The sequence below is a fragment of the Pseudomonas sp. DE0010 genome (assembly GCF_007680745.1).
Classification (GTDB): Bacteria; Pseudomonadota; Gammaproteobacteria; order Pseudomonadales; family Pseudomonadaceae; genus Aquipseudomonas; species Aquipseudomonas parafulva_B.
Genome location: NZ_VEJQ01000010.1, coordinates 126,457 through 139,715 on the forward strand (window position 1 = coordinate 126,457; position 13,259 = coordinate 139,715).

General features: G+C 61.6%; 9 protein-coding genes and 1 pseudogene. 8 read left to right on the forward strand and 2 right to left on the reverse strand.

Features of this window, described 5'->3' with window-relative positions:
* Positions 1 to 27: 27 nt before the first annotated feature.
* The 4 genes from FS767_RS10170 to tssM are packed head-to-tail and all read left to right on the forward strand — an operon-like array spanning position 28 to position 7,446.
* On the forward strand, positions 28 to 1,584 hold the full coding sequence (locus tag FS767_RS10170; RefSeq protein ID WP_178102730.1) for a sigma 54-interacting transcriptional regulator: 1,557 nt from the start codon (positions 28 to 30) through the stop codon (positions 1,582 to 1,584).
* Positions 1,581 to 2,315, forward strand: coding sequence for a type VI secretion system-associated protein VasI (vasI, locus tag FS767_RS10175; protein WP_144965165.1), 735 nt, complete (start codon positions 1,581 to 1,583; stop codon positions 2,313 to 2,315). Before FS767_RS10170 ends, vasI begins: the two co-directional genes overlap by 4 nt.
* Positions 2,303 to 3,763, forward strand: coding sequence for a type VI secretion system protein TssA (gene tssA / locus FS767_RS10180; RefSeq protein WP_144965167.1), 1,461 nt, complete (start codon positions 2,303 to 2,305; stop codon positions 3,761 to 3,763). The genes vasI and tssA overlap by 13 nt, the downstream gene beginning before the upstream one ends.
* Before the next feature lie 14 nt (positions 3,764 to 3,777).
* Entirely contained in the window at positions 3,778 to 7,446 is a 3,669-nt protein-coding gene (gene tssM, locus FS767_RS10185; RefSeq protein WP_144965170.1) for a type VI secretion system membrane subunit TssM, read from the forward strand.
* Positions 7,447 to 7,505: 59 nt separating this feature from the next.
* Here tssM and FS767_RS10190 read toward each other — a convergent pair whose 3' ends face one another.
* Complete coding sequence (locus FS767_RS10190) at positions 7,506 to 8,276, reverse strand: LysR substrate-binding domain-containing protein (RefSeq protein WP_144965172.1); 771 nt, start codon at positions 8,274 to 8,276, stop codon at positions 7,506 to 7,508.
* Here FS767_RS10190 and FS767_RS10195 point away from each other — a divergent pair.
* Positions 8,260 to 8,565: a helix-turn-helix domain-containing protein gene (locus FS767_RS10195; RefSeq protein ID WP_144965174.1), complete on the forward strand. Its 306-nt coding sequence runs from the start codon at positions 8,260 to 8,262 to the stop codon at positions 8,563 to 8,565. The genes FS767_RS10190 and FS767_RS10195 overlap by 17 nt on opposite strands.
* A gap of 153 nt (positions 8,566 to 8,718) precedes the next feature.
* Here FS767_RS10195 and mobH read toward each other — a convergent pair.
* Positions 8,719 to 10,570: pseudogene (mobH, locus tag FS767_RS10205) on the reverse strand (MobH family relaxase).
* 1,138 nt (positions 10,571 to 11,708) lie between these two features.
* Between mobH and FS767_RS10210 the strand changes: the two are divergent.
* From FS767_RS10210 to FS767_RS10220, 3 genes are all read left to right on the forward strand, one after another.
* Positions 11,709 to 12,113, forward strand: a complete 405-nt coding sequence (locus FS767_RS10210; protein WP_023534004.1) for a TraR/DksA C4-type zinc finger protein — start codon at positions 11,709 to 11,711, stop codon at positions 12,111 to 12,113.
* 459 nt (positions 12,114 to 12,572) lie between these two features.
* Positions 12,573 to 13,043, forward strand: a complete 471-nt coding sequence (locus FS767_RS10215; RefSeq protein WP_058605991.1) for a hypothetical protein — start codon at positions 12,573 to 12,575, stop codon at positions 13,041 to 13,043.
* Positions 13,044 to 13,105: 62 nt separating this feature from the next.
* A complete protein-coding gene (locus FS767_RS10220) occupies positions 13,106 to 13,258 on the forward strand; it encodes a hypothetical protein (protein WP_240928446.1) in 153 nt (50 codons plus the stop codon).
* Position 13,259: the final 1 nt, after the last annotated feature.

The following is a 13,259-nucleotide window of genomic DNA, read 5'->3' on the forward strand; positions in this document are numbered from 1 at the left end:
TTGCAGATAGCAAGGCTGGCGAGCGAGATGGCCGCAACGACGCAGTTGGAGCGTTTGGCGCAGATTTTCCTGACGGCTGCCGTGCAGGCGCATGGCCTGGAGCAGGGTCTGTGCTTCCAGCGCGATGCCGAGGGTGGCTGGTTGCAACCGCTTGCCAGCACGTCAACATCACTACCGGTCGATGGGTTACCGGCGATTGATCTGGGAGAGCAGGACAACCCGCTGGTTTATAACCTGCTGGCGGGCCAGCCCTGCCAGATCGACGATGTGCTGCAACTGGTCGCGGTCGGAGAGAGTTTCGATGCACTGCGCGCACGCCTGCCGAGCCGTGCGGGTCTGTTGGCAATGCCCCTGCTGGATGCCTGCCAGCAGGCTCATGGGGTATTGGTCTGGGTCGGTGGCCCGGATGGTTTGCATGCCTGGCGTGCCGATCCCGTGTGGCAGGCGCTGACGGGCATGTACGCCGGGTTGTTTGCTCGGCTGCGCGAGCGAATGGCGGCGGACAGGAACGCCCGCTACGAGCATTCGGTGCGCAAGGCACGCGAAGCCGAGCAGGGGCGTACGCGAGCAGTGCGCCTGCTGGCTGCCGAGTTCGTCGGAAGCAGTGCAGCGGCCCGGCGGGTGCGCGAGGAGATGGTCAATCTTGCCGATTCGCACCTCTCGGCTCTGATCACCGGGGAAACCGGGGCGGGTAAGGATCATGCCGCCTGGCTGATCCACCAGGCGTCGTCGCGCGCCGGAAAATTCGTGCCGGTCAATTGCGCGGCGATCCCGAAAGACCTGATCGAGGCTGAATTGTTCGGCAGCACCCGGGGGGCCTTTACCGGGGCGACCCAGGCGCGCATCGGGCTGGTGGCCGAGGCCGATGGCGGCACCCTGTTCCTGGACGAGATCGGCGATATGCCGTTGGAACTGCAGAGCAGGCTGCTGCGCGTCCTCAACGAGAAGAAGTACCGGCCAGTGGGCGCGACGGACGAGCGTGCGTCGAACTTCCGCCTGATCTGCGCGACGCATCAGCCGCTGCCGCAGATGATCCGCGATGGCCGTTTTCGCGAGGATCTGTATTTCCGTATCCGCCAGTTGAACCTGCACCTTCCGGCACTGCGCGAGCGGATCGAGGACGTGGCACCGCTTGTGGCCCATGCGCTGCTCCAGCATAACCGGGAGCGGCAGGTGCATGTAGCTGGCATTGCGCCTGATGCTTTGCGTCTGCTGGAAGCCCATATCTTCCCCGGCAACGTACGCGAGCTGCGCAGCCTGGTGCTGGCTGCCGCCGAACGTACTGGGAACGGAGAAGCCATCTGTGCAGAGAGTGTGAGCGCGCAGATGATGTACTTCGAGCCGCCCCTGGCAGTACCAACAGACAACGAAGACGACGCGGATGCGTTGGTTCAGCAACTGCTGGCAACCGACAACCTGCCGGAGGCCGTCGATGCTTTCGAGCGAATGATGATCGACATCCGTCTGCGTCAGCTCGACGGTTCGCGTAGTCGCGCAGCGCTGAGCCTGGGTATTCCCAAGCGAACCCTGGCACGAAAATGCCAGCAATGGAATCTGGATGAAAGGGAGGTTCGTTCCTCATGAAAGTGTTTTTCCCACTGCTGCCCGTGTGGTTGCTGCTGGGGGGCGGGTGCGATGCCTGGGATAAAGGCCAGGTGGAGCAACGCGGGGAGGTTGCAACGCTGGCCGAACCAGGTACTCAGACTGCACGTGACTGTGTTGCGATTGTCTCGGCGGTAGAGCGGCTGGCCTGCTTCGATGAACGGGACGGCACGCCACCGCTTCCCGTTGTACCGCGTGGGCAGTCTGATGACCACGACGCGGCACCGCGTATTGTGGTGCCGTCGATTGCCGACTTGGTGCGCGACAACGAAACGGCCAGATCTGCCCAGGACGAGGCGCGTTTCCTGATCATGGAAAGCAGCGATCTGGCCCTGGATCAGCCGCAGGTGGTGATCTCCGCGCCGGCGCTGGGCGTGGCCGAGCAGCGGCCCTACCTAGCGGTCAGTTGCCTCTCCAATATTACCCGCCTGCAACTGCTGGTGGAGCAGCCGATCGAGCGTAACCAGGTACTGATGCGCCTGGTTCTGGACGAGCGCCCGATCACCGCATCGAAGGTGCCCTGGCAGGTACTGGAGGTGGGCAACGTTGTGGATGCCGGGCGTGGTCTGGTTGCCATCGATCAGTTGAGACGGGTGAGCGAGGGTGCCCGTTTGCGTCTGGAGAGCGACTACATCCCGTTCGATGGGCTGGTATTCGATGCCTCCGGGCTGAAGGGCCTGGTGGATCGTCAGCGGGAGGCCTGTCACTGGTGAGCGATGACATAGCGTTGGACATGGAAGCTCTGTTGGCACCGCTGGATGAGAAACAGCCGGCGGGCTACTTCGATGAAGAGGACGAAACCTTCCAGGGCCTTGAGGAGGAGATGGCGAAGCTGGGCAGTTTGCACGAGCCCGGCATGGACTGGTCCTATATCGACGAGGCGGCGCGTGAATACCTAGCGCGGCAGTGCAAGCATTTGCGGGTTGCCGGGTATCTCATCACCGCGCGGTTGCGCACGGGGGAATGGCAGGACTGGGCCGAGTCGCTGGTGCTGCTGGCCGGGATGGTCGAGCGCTACTGGGAGTCGGCCTATCCCAAGCCGGGTGCCACCGGCTACCTGGCCAAGCGGCGCACGCTGGCCCTGCTGTTCGAGCGCCTGAGCGAGGCACTGCCGCAACTCGACCCGACGAGCTTTTCCGCCAAGTACACCGAGATGGCGCGCAAGGCGCTGGGAAGCCTGCGCAGCAATGCCGCTGCGACGCAACTCGATGACGACTTGCTCACCAGGCTGACGGCTCAACTCACCCGCAGGGTGGAAGAGGATACGTCACCACTCCCGCCACTTGCGCAGAGTTCACCGGCACCCGGGCAAAAAGGCGGCAAGGCGATAACCGAACAGTTCTTTTCCTCTGCGGGCGGCCTGCAGTTGGGTAACGAGCGCGAGAGCAGGAAAACGCTGCTGACGGTCGCCGAGTTCGTCAACCAGCAGGATGCCTACGATCCGGCTGGCTACCAGTTGCGCCGTTTCGCCCTGTGGGCACACCTGCATGCGGCGCCTTCGGCCCGGCACGAGAATAGGACGGAACTGCATGGCGTCCCTGCCGATACCGTCGCGCTCTATGAGGATGCGTTTGGTGCCAATGTCGTCGATCCCATGCTGTTGCATCGGATCGAAAAGAGTGTGGTGTCGTCGCCCTACTGGGTACGCGGCAGCTTCCTGGCTGCAAGCGTGGCTGACCGGTTGGAGATGAAAGAGGTGGCGGAGGCTATCCGCCATGCCGTGGTGCGTTTCGTACGCCGCCTGCCCACGCTGCTGGAACTGAAATTCCATGACGGCCGGCCATTTGTCGACGACGAGACCGCCCGTTGGATCAGTACGAGCGCGGAGGACGACACCCAGGGTGGTGCCTGGCAGGAGTACGGTGCTTTGCGCGAAGAGCTAATCGAGCAACTCGACAGCGCCGGCGTGGAAGTACTGCTGCACCGGCTGCAGGATCTGCAGAAGGCGGACAGTTCTCCCCGCCAGCGCTGCCACGTCACGGTGATCGCCGCCGATCTGCTTGCGGCGCGCGGCCTGTCCTGGCTGGCCGAGGATCTCTATACCCACGCCATCGGTTTGATGGAAACGACCAGCGCACAGCGATGGGAACCGGAGCTGCATGCGCAACTGGCGCAGCGGGTTTCTCCGCAGTCCGTCACTGAGTCTGGGTTGAAAGGTTAAAGGAGTACCGTCACATGTCGAGAATCTGGACTTATCTCAAACGCTTCGGGCTGCCGCTGGTGCGCCAGTTCAACAGCGCGATGCCCGTTCTGCTGTTGCTGGCCTGCTGTTTTCCGCTGATTGGGATCTGGTGGCTTGGCCCGCAATTGACCTGGCGCGATCAGCAGCCGCTGGCTGAGCTGTCGATGCGGGTGCTGGCTACCGTGCTGGTGGTGCTGGTGCCCACGTTGATCTGGGCCCTGGTGCTGCGCAGCCGCAACCAGCGCTTCGAGGAAGCGCAGCGGCAAGCACAACGCCGGGAGGAAGATCCGTCGCTGCGCTTTGTAGAGGCCCAGGATCGGGCGCTGGATCTCAGCCTTGCCGCCTTGCGCCAGAACCTGGGGGGACGTGACGCACTGTACCGGTTGCCCTGGTATCTGGTACTCGGGGAGGAGAACGCAGGCAAGACCAGCCTGATCAACCGCTCCAACCAGAGTTTTTCGCTGACCGCGATCACCAAGGCTGGCAGTCGGCGGCAACACGGTGATCCCGATCTTGCCTACCCGCTCGACTGGTGGATTGGCGACCAGGCTGTGCTGATCGACCCGCCTGGGGAAATCATCAGCCAGTCGGATGTGCCGCCCCTGGAAGGTGTGCCGCCGCAAGCAGCCGAGGGCGAAGATGGGGATGCCTCGTCCAGTGTTGACGGTGGCGAGAGCCGTCTGCCGCTCGGCACCCATGCCCGCTTGTGGGACGGTCTGGTGTCGTGGCTGGGCCGAAACCGCAGCCGGCGGCCGTTGAACGGTGTGGTGCTGGTGGTGGATATCGTCGCGTTGCTCGGCCGTGGTGCCAGCGATCGCAGGGCGCTGGCGATCCTGCTGCGCTCGCGTCTGGCCGAACTCAGTAGCCAGCTCGGCACCCGGCCGCCGCTGTACGTGACGCTGACCAAGTTCGACCAGCTCGAAGGCTTCGGCCCGTTCTTCGCCCGCCTGCCGCGCTCGGTGCGCGAGGACATCTTCGGTTTCACCTTCACGTTGGAGTCGATGGACGACTTCGACGCCTGGCTGAGCGAGCTGTCGACCAGTTACGACGCATTCGTCTCCCGGCTCAACGAGCAGGTCTTCGACGCGCTCGGCGAACCGACCAGCCAGGAGCAGCGCGAGGGACTGTTCTCGCTGGTGCGCCAGTTGGCTGGTATGCGTCCGGTACTGCTGGGCTTCCTGCGGGAGATCCTCGGCAGCGACCGCTTCACCACGCCGGCCCTGGTGCGCGGCGTCTATTTCTCCTCGGTGTACCAGCAGGGGCTGGTGTGCAATGCCTTCGTCAATGCGGCTGCGCGCTCGTACGGCATGCCGGAGCCGGTACCGGGGGCGCAGCCGGACGGGCGTTCAGTGGTCTACTTCGCCCAGCGCCTGTTTCAGCAGATCATCTATCCCGAAGCGGGCCTGGCTGGCGACAACGTCAAGGTGCTGGCAGACAAGAAGCGGGTACTGATAGCCGGTTGTTGTGCCGCCACGCTGGGCGGTGTGCTGGTCGCCGCTGGCTGGCACCACTACTACGTGGTTAATCGCGACAAGGCCGCCAGCGTGTTGGAGAAAAGTCGCGAGTTCAGCGCGGCGCGCATTGATGGTCGCATCGATCCGACCGGACGCAACCTGCTGGAGCCGCTCGACCAGATCCGCAGCGCGGTGGCCGTCTATGGCGATTACCGGGAGGCCTGGCCACTGGTATCCGACATGGGCTTGTATCATGGGCGCACGATCGGCCCGAAGGTGGACGAGGCATACCTGCAACTGCTGTCCAGGCGCTACCTGCCGGCGCTGGCCATGGGGGCGATGAATGCCATTGAGGCGGCCGGTGACAACAGCACCGATCAGCTCGCGGCACTGCGTGTCTACCGCATGATCGAAGACCGGGAGAACCGGCGCCCGGAGATCGTCGAGGAGTGGATGGCCCGGCAGTGGCAGACGGCATTCCCCGCTGAAGGCCGTGTGCAGGGTGCGCTGATGCGCCACCTGGAATACGCGATGAAATACGCCGATGCCAGCCTGCCGCAGTACCGGCAGCGGGTGCGGGAAGTGCAGCAGCAACTGCGGCAGATCCCGCTCCAGCAGCGGGTCTACATGGCGATGAAACAGCAGGCGCAGGATGCACTGTATGCCCCGCTGGATCTGCGCCACGAGGTCGGGCCGGCATTTGACACTCTGTTCAAACCGGTAGCGCAGCAGGACGGGCACGTCGGAACCCGTATCGACGCTTTGCTCACGGGCAAGGGGTTCCGTGGTTACTTCGAGCCGCACAGCCACGACCTGACCGAACTGGCGATGATCGACCAGTGGACGCTCGGCGAGCGTGCCCGTATCGATTACTCCGAGGCGGACAAGCAGGCGCTGGCACAGCGTATCCGGGCACTCTACAACGCCGACTACATCGATACCTGGCATCGCTCGCTGGGCCAGCTCGACGTGGTGGACTTCGACAACATCTCGCAGGCTGTCGAGGTGCTGGGCAGCGTCACCAGCCCGGCTGCGCCTTTGCGCCGCCTGGTGGAAACCGTGCGCGACAACAGCTCCATCTATCCGGTGGCGACTGTGGCCGGCGAGGGGGCGCAGACTCAGATCCCGGCCAGCGAAGCTATCTCCCGCGAGCAGGCCGCGGTGATCTCGCGTGCCTTCGCCACAATGAGTGGGCTGCTGACGCCCAAGGGCGAAACGCCGCCCTTCCTCGACGGCACCATGCTGGCGATCGGCGATGTCTATGACACCGTCCGTGCTGTGCAGGACAGCCCTGATCGCGGCAAGGCGGCGTTGGAGAGCGTGCTCTCCCGCTTCACCCTCAAGGGGCCGGATAGCATCGGCAACCTGCAGCGCGTGGCCGCCGGACTGCCGGAACCGCTCAACCGCCATGTGAAGAAGCTGGCTGATGAGTCTTCGCATATCCTGCTGATCGAGGCTTTGCGGGAGTTGGAGCGGCGCTGGGATGCGGACGTCTACGGCTTCTACAGCCAGCGGCTGGCCGGGCGCTATCCGTTCAATCCGGCCAGTCGCGTCGATGCGTCCCTGGAGGACTTCGAGGCGTTCTTCGGCCCGCAGGGACGGTTGCAGAAGTTCAGGGAGCAGTACCTCAAGCTGTTCCTCGAAGACAATCTGGATGCACTGTACTCCGAGCGCCGGGGTGGCTACCTGGTGCGCACCGACGTGCTGGCGCAATTGGAGGCGGCTAACCGCATCCGCGACGCTTTCTTCAACAACCGGGGTGCGCTCGGCGTGCAGTTCGCTGTCGAACCGCTTGGCCTGACGCCGAACCGGCGCAGCAGCGTGCTTGGCATCGAAGGGCAACTGGTGCCCTACAACCATGGCCCCAGCAGCACTGTCGGTCTGATCTGGCCGAACAGCCTGGGCGACGGAACCGAAAGCCGCATCACGCTGATCAACAGTGCTGGCAACAGCAGCAGTCTGACCTACCGCGGGCCGTGGTCGCTGTTCCGTCTGTTGGGGCAAGCGCGCGTCAACGGCGCCACCGACAACAGCGTGGATCTGAGCTTCACCGCCAACGATGGCGGCATGCGCTACCGCATCACCGCGGAGAAGGCTAACAACCCCTTCACCCAGCGCCCGTTCAATGGCTTTGTGCTGCCGCGCACCCTGCTGCAGGAGTCTGCGGGTGTACGGGTGGCCAGTGTCGGACAGGATCGCAGCGGTTGAGGATGCGGACAACCCGCGCCTTCCGGCACTGCGGCAACGGCTGCGTGCTGAAGGCCGGGTTAAAGGCTGTCGTTGTTCGCGACGGCTTGGGCGCGTTGAATCAGACGTTTTACAGTGGCCGGCATAGGCGAATGCGGTAGAGCCAGGTAGGTGGTCACTTGGTGAGAGCCGTTTGCCAGCGGGCGCATCACAAGGTCCAGATTGCGGGAACAGGAGATACGTGACTTGGTGGCGAGACGGATGCCATAACCAGACGCTACCAGTACCGCCATCAACTCAAAGGAGCTCACCCGATCAACTGCATTGAGCTTGCTGGCAGCCGATGACAGCAGGGATTCGATCTGCTGCCCTAGCGGGCTACAGTATCCTCTTTGCCACATGATCAGGGGGTACGGTACTGCTTCTCCAAGCGGAACTTCGGCAAAAGCCAGTAGCGGCGAACGCGAAGGCAGAGCCAGTGCCAGTGCCAGTTCGTCTTGCCAGAGAGAGAATGCCTTTCTTGCAAGAGGCGGCTCGTTCATGGACAAGAACAGTCCCAGGCAGTAGCGGCCATCCTTCAACCCTTGGTGCTGATCCTTCTCGGTAGTTTCTATCAGGCGTACCGGTGTCTCCGGTTCTTCCATGCGCTGCTTGGCGAGTAGTGTGCCAGTGCAGTCGGCATGATGCCGGTGGAAACAGCAATTTGCAGTGGAGCAGTGGCATGGTCGAGAGACATGGCGATGTTCCGATGGCTGCATGCTGGGGATAAAGCAATAGCAGAATGAGTTAAACTTACCGTGGTTTAAAACGCACCCGTCCTTGACGCTTCTGTAGATGCAGAAGCGTCCCATACGATCAGGCCGACCTACAGGCACCACTACTTACGAACCCGAACCCGCCCAAGCGTTCGGGAAAGCTGTGCGCGCATTCCGTGCCAAGAATTGTCTAGCTCAAGAGAATCTTGCCCACCTGGCCGGCGTTGACCGTTCCCATATAGGCAAAATCGAACGCGGCGAGCATATGCCGACACTGGTGATGATCTTGAGGCTCGCGTCGGCGCTGAACTGCGCGGCCTCCGAACTCATCGCCGAGACAGAGCGTATTCTCAAGCGTACTGACAAGAGCTGCGGGGAAGACTGAACCGATGCAATGACGGCTGGCAAACCAAATTCAGGAACTACCCTTCTGCAACAGGATAGTGCTTTTCCTGTCGGTGCATCCAATCTCTGCTTTTGCCGCAGCGTGCAGATCTTGCGCTGTACCGAGCCAAGAAATCGGGCAAGCTCGTTGGTATCAGACTAGCGACAAATAGGGGTTGTTGGGCGGCAAGTCGTCGAAAAGTGCCTCGGGGGCGATGAGCAGGTAGCCGTGCAGCCGCCGCGTCTTGCGCGGGCCTTTGACTTCGCACGTCCAGTTATTCAGGCCGCTGTCCTGCTTACGGTGTAGTTGCAACTTTTCGAACCGTCGTTGCACCCACTGCCATTCCTGCAATTTTTCCTGCTTGGCCAGCGCGGTGATCTGCGGATGCTCTTGCGCATAACGCTGGAGCACGCCGGGGCTGACCAGATAGGCCGTATCGCCAACCGTATGCACCAGTGCTTTTGCGTCGTTGATGATGAGACGGCGGGTAACGATGCCCTGCTTCAGCCATGCAATGAAATGTTCGCCAGAAGGCGGTGCTGTCGCGAGCGATGGGCTGCCGGGCACCGGTCTTGATCCCATGCCGGAGGGCGAAGGCATGGCCGCTTGTGTGCTCCCTTCAGGCTGCAAGGGACGCGCTGGCTGCGTCACTGCCATGGGCTCCGCGTGCGGCTCCAGAGCTGCGGCCTCCGGTGCTTCGATCATCGATATCAGCTCCTCCATCACATCCGGCACCCCTGTCGGGGCCTGCTGTGGGCATGCCCGGGGTCAGATCCGACAGCGGCGCAGTTGGGGGCATAGGGGATTCTCCAGCTCTCGTGGCTGGTGGAGGCGCATTCGCTTTCTCGGTCGCAGGTGCCGCATCGACGGTCACAGTGCCGGCGAAGGGCGCGGGCCGATCGCCGTACTCCCAGATCAGCGCGGGTGACAGCTTGAGCAACGTAAAGCTGTGGGACCACTCGCCACTGGTCACGGTGGCGCGCCAGATGGCTTTGTCTTCCGGTGTTGGCTGCAACATTCCAAGGCCTTGCAGCACATTGAACACCGCCGTATTGCTTGCGGGTATTCCCTCGACACCTTGGGATAGAAGATGGGCGCGCAACTTGTCGGAAACAGTCTTGCTGACGAGCCACAAGGCATCTTGTGTCAGCCAGCCGTCCGATGCCTGGTGCTGGTTCAGCTTCAACTCTTCCTTCAGAAGATAGCGAAGGCCATCGATGAGCTTGCGCTGCAGAGCATGCCGGGGTGCAGCCATTGCGCGGCTAGGATCGCCGCCCAGCTCCTGGGCCACCGATGCGCGATCAGCTTGTACGACCAGTTCGCCCAGCACGCCGGCGTGCTCGTACTGGCCTGCCAGCACGTAGAGTAGCGATCCTCACAGGGCGGGATAGGCACTGAGCCAGTCGAGGATGGGCCCGTCGAGTACCTGGTGATAGAGCAAGCCGGTGGCTGCGCCATGCAGCCGATACTCGCGATCCTCTCGGTAGCGGAAGCGATACGGCCGCTGGACGGGACCGTGCCAGGGGTGCCAGATCGTGCCGTCACCATATTCCACGTACAGGTCGACGGCGAGTTTGCCGAGGTCATGGAGCAAGGCAGCGTAGGCCACGGCGGCGGTCCAGGCCTCGGACTGCGCGGCCTGATCTTCCGGCGTCGTGCCGGCAGGCAAAAGATCGGACTGGCGCAGCTTGAGGGCTTAGGCAACGATCTCCAAGCCGTGATCCAGCATGCCTCCGGGATAGGCATGGTGGTGGCTCTCAGAAGCTGGGAACTGCTGGGCCAGGCTCGCATAGCGTTCCAGTGGCGCAAGGTACAGCGACGCGAACTGTCGGTGGGAGAGCGACGTACGCTGCCAGATGTGCTCAAGAAGCTTCTGCCGACGTGGTGTTGCCAACAGGGACGCGGCCGGTCCCGGCCGCGTCAGCCCTTTGGCTGGTTCGGTGGAAGGTGCTTCGGGAGCGTTGGTCGCAAGCGGCGCCCGTTTGTGCCGGAACAACGACAGCATGGCGGCATCCTGGTGATGGGCTGGGCGGGAGAGCCTTTTGGCCTTTTCGGGTAGGGCCTTTCCTCTTGCCCCGTTCCATTGACCCTTACCTGCCCTTTGCCCCTTATCCAAAGCATTTTCATATAGGTCGGATCGGATTGCGGTGCGACAAGGAATGGGGCACGGCGGTTTTTGCTCACTTTTTGACACATACCGAAGGCAAAAAGTGAGCCGCCGTAAGGGCGGAAAGGTGACTGCGCGCCACCCGCGCTAATGAATACCAACTTGCTATATGTGCCCACGCTTTGAAGTTTGAAGTTTGAAGTTTGAAGTTTGAAGTTTGGATTTTGATTGCGTTGGTGTGGGTGTTGAAAGAGAGCATAGTCCATTGGCGATGGCGACGCTTAATCACCTTTTCGCCCTTACGGCGAGTCACTTTTTGTCAAACGCGACAAAAAGTAACCAAAAAACGCTGTGCTCCATTCATACGGCCCCTACGCTGCGCTTCGGGGTTCCCTCACTCCGGCCTTGCTCCCGGGAGGACCGCGCTGTAGGCCCCATCCTGGGGCCCAGCGCTTGACAGGCATCCATGCCTGTCACCTCCCTCCGCAAGACCTGCGTTCGGCCTCCTGAAGTCGCGAAGATCAAAAGCAAGATCAAAAGCCAAAGCCAAAGCAAGAGCAGGAATTAGCTATATGTGTTGATCTGGAGTTTAAAGAAGTTTGCGATGCGCTCAGTAGCTGCTGCCTCGTACCTGTTTATTACAGCGAATCTTATAATGTGCGTATGTTCAAAACTCCCTCTGTAGGAGCGGGCTTGTCCCGCGATGGAGTGCGAAGCGCTCCCCTATAGCGTTATCGAGGTTTCAAGGCATCATAATTTTCAACGTTACTGCTGCATTGCAGTAAACATGCCGTCGAATCTACCCGCACTGCTCAAACTCGCGCTTATACCTTCAAATGCAAGCACCGGCCGGCGGATCGTAAGCAGCGAATGCCAACGCCACCCCATTTTGCTGTTGCTCAAGGCGACGCTGCGCCTTAGACTGCCGCCCCTTGTTAAAGAGTGCCGACTGGCGCTCGAAAAATTTCCGCTGCCGATGCCAAAGCATCAGCGGCAAACGTATCGCCCAAATGCACCTATTTTCATAGAGAAATCGATGACCAAGGAACAGTTGCTGGCCATGCCGGCCGATGACTACATGAACGCTGAACAGCTGAGCTTCTTCACTCAGCTGCTGCAAGCGATGAAAGTCGAGACCCATGAACGCATCGAGCTGAGCCGTGCCACCATTGAAGGCCTGGATACCCCCTCGGATCCTGCCGATGTGGCATCGGTCGAAGAAGAGCGTAGCTGGCTGGTGAATGCCATCGATCGCGATCAGCGCCTGCTCCCGCAACTGGAGATGGCGCTTGACCGTATTGCCGACGAGAGCTTCGGCTGGTGCGACGACAGCGGTGAACCAATTGGTCTTAAGCGCTTGCTGATCAGTCCAACCACCAAGTACTGCATCGAAGCCCAAGAGCGCCACGAGCAGCTTGATCGCCATCAGCGTCAGGCCTGAGCCGTTCAGGTTGCCAAGCCCCATGGAGCGATTCGTGGGGCTTTTTGCATTTCGGAAATCAAGCCGCAACGACCCATGCAATTTGCCTGGAGCAGTTGCGCAATAACCGGCAAGCCTGTTAAAACAGGGCGTCTCTCATGGATTTCACTGTCTTCGGATATCCCCACCGACGACACTGTGCGAGTCGCCATCAGGCGCCAAGACCACGCACCCATCCGGAATCGCATTTTCATGGACGTGCAATGTCAGACGTTACGCCGGTAGCGCTTGGGTATGGCCCAAGGGTATGCAAGCGACAGCAACGCCGGCCGTTAGAGTGAAAAATCCTGCACGCTGCATCGTCAGCGGGCACAGACATGTCGCCCAGCGTTTTATTAATCTTATTGCCTATCGATTTGAAATGGCCGTGCTTCGCGAGCTCCTGCGAGGGCGGGTTGTAAACGGTTGAGGATTACTTCATTGGCAGTCAGCACTCTTGATACACACGCGTTGTTCGCCCTTGGCGATTTGCGCGGGAAACTGGCCCAGCTGTTCCAGGGTCGATTCGTCTATGTCACCGAGCAAAACCCTGATGGCCTCTACATGGCCGAGATCGACACGCAAAATGCGCTGGTGGTCGATGACAAGCAGCGCCTTGAGTTGAAAGTCGGCGACCATTTTCGTGCCGCCGTGCTGCCCAGCCGCGAAGGCGGCAAGCTGGAAATGCGTTTTCGCGACATCAAGCTCAATGTCTACGGCGTTGGCGACTACGCGTTCGTATCGGTTCCGGAAGGCGAGGGGATCGTATTGCGGGAAGGCCATGGCGTGATGCTGGTGTTTGCCGCCGAGCAGCAAATTCAGGAAGGGCTAGGCAAGCTGTTGAAGGCTGTAACCGGCAAGGTTGCGAAATGGCGCAAGGGTGAGCTGACGACGTTCAAGGCAAGCGAGTGACGCTGCCAGAGCAAGCGCCTGGATCACGGGAACGCTATCACCGTGAGCACTAGGCGCGCGCCATGGCTGAGGCGCAGCGGCTGCTCGCAGCACGTGAAGCGGTGGGCGGGCGATGGTTGGACTGGGTAGCCGCCGAGTTGTATACCCAGGGCCCGCCCCATTACGTGGCCATGGTCAGGCGAGCACTGCAGCGGCTGAGTGAGCAGCCAGGCTAAG

Excerpts from the sequence above, each read along its gene's own strand:
- FS767_RS10170 (WP_178102730.1), top strand. The coding sequence starts at position 28 with ATGGCCGCAACGACGCAGTTGGAGCGTTTGGCGCAGATTTTCCTGACG.
- vasI (WP_144965165.1), top strand. The coding sequence starts at position 1,581 with ATGAAAGTGTTTTTCCCACTGCTGCCCGTGTGGTTGCTGCTGGGGGGC.
- tssM (WP_144965170.1), top strand. The coding sequence starts at position 3,778 with ATGTCGAGAATCTGGACTTATCTCAAACGCTTCGGGCTGCCGCTGGTG.
- FS767_RS10195 (WP_144965174.1), top strand. The coding sequence starts at position 8,260 with ATGCAGAAGCGTCCCATACGATCAGGCCGACCTACAGGCACCACTACT.
- FS767_RS10190 (WP_144965172.1), bottom strand. The coding sequence starts at position 8,276 with ATGGGACGCTTCTGCATCTACAGAAGCGTCAAGGACGGGTGCGTTTTA.
- FS767_RS10210 (WP_023534004.1), top strand. The coding sequence starts at position 11,709 with ATGACCAAGGAACAGTTGCTGGCCATGCCGGCCGATGACTACATGAAC.
- FS767_RS10220 (WP_240928446.1), top strand. The coding sequence starts at position 13,106 with ATGGCTGAGGCGCAGCGGCTGCTCGCAGCACGTGAAGCGGTGGGCGGG.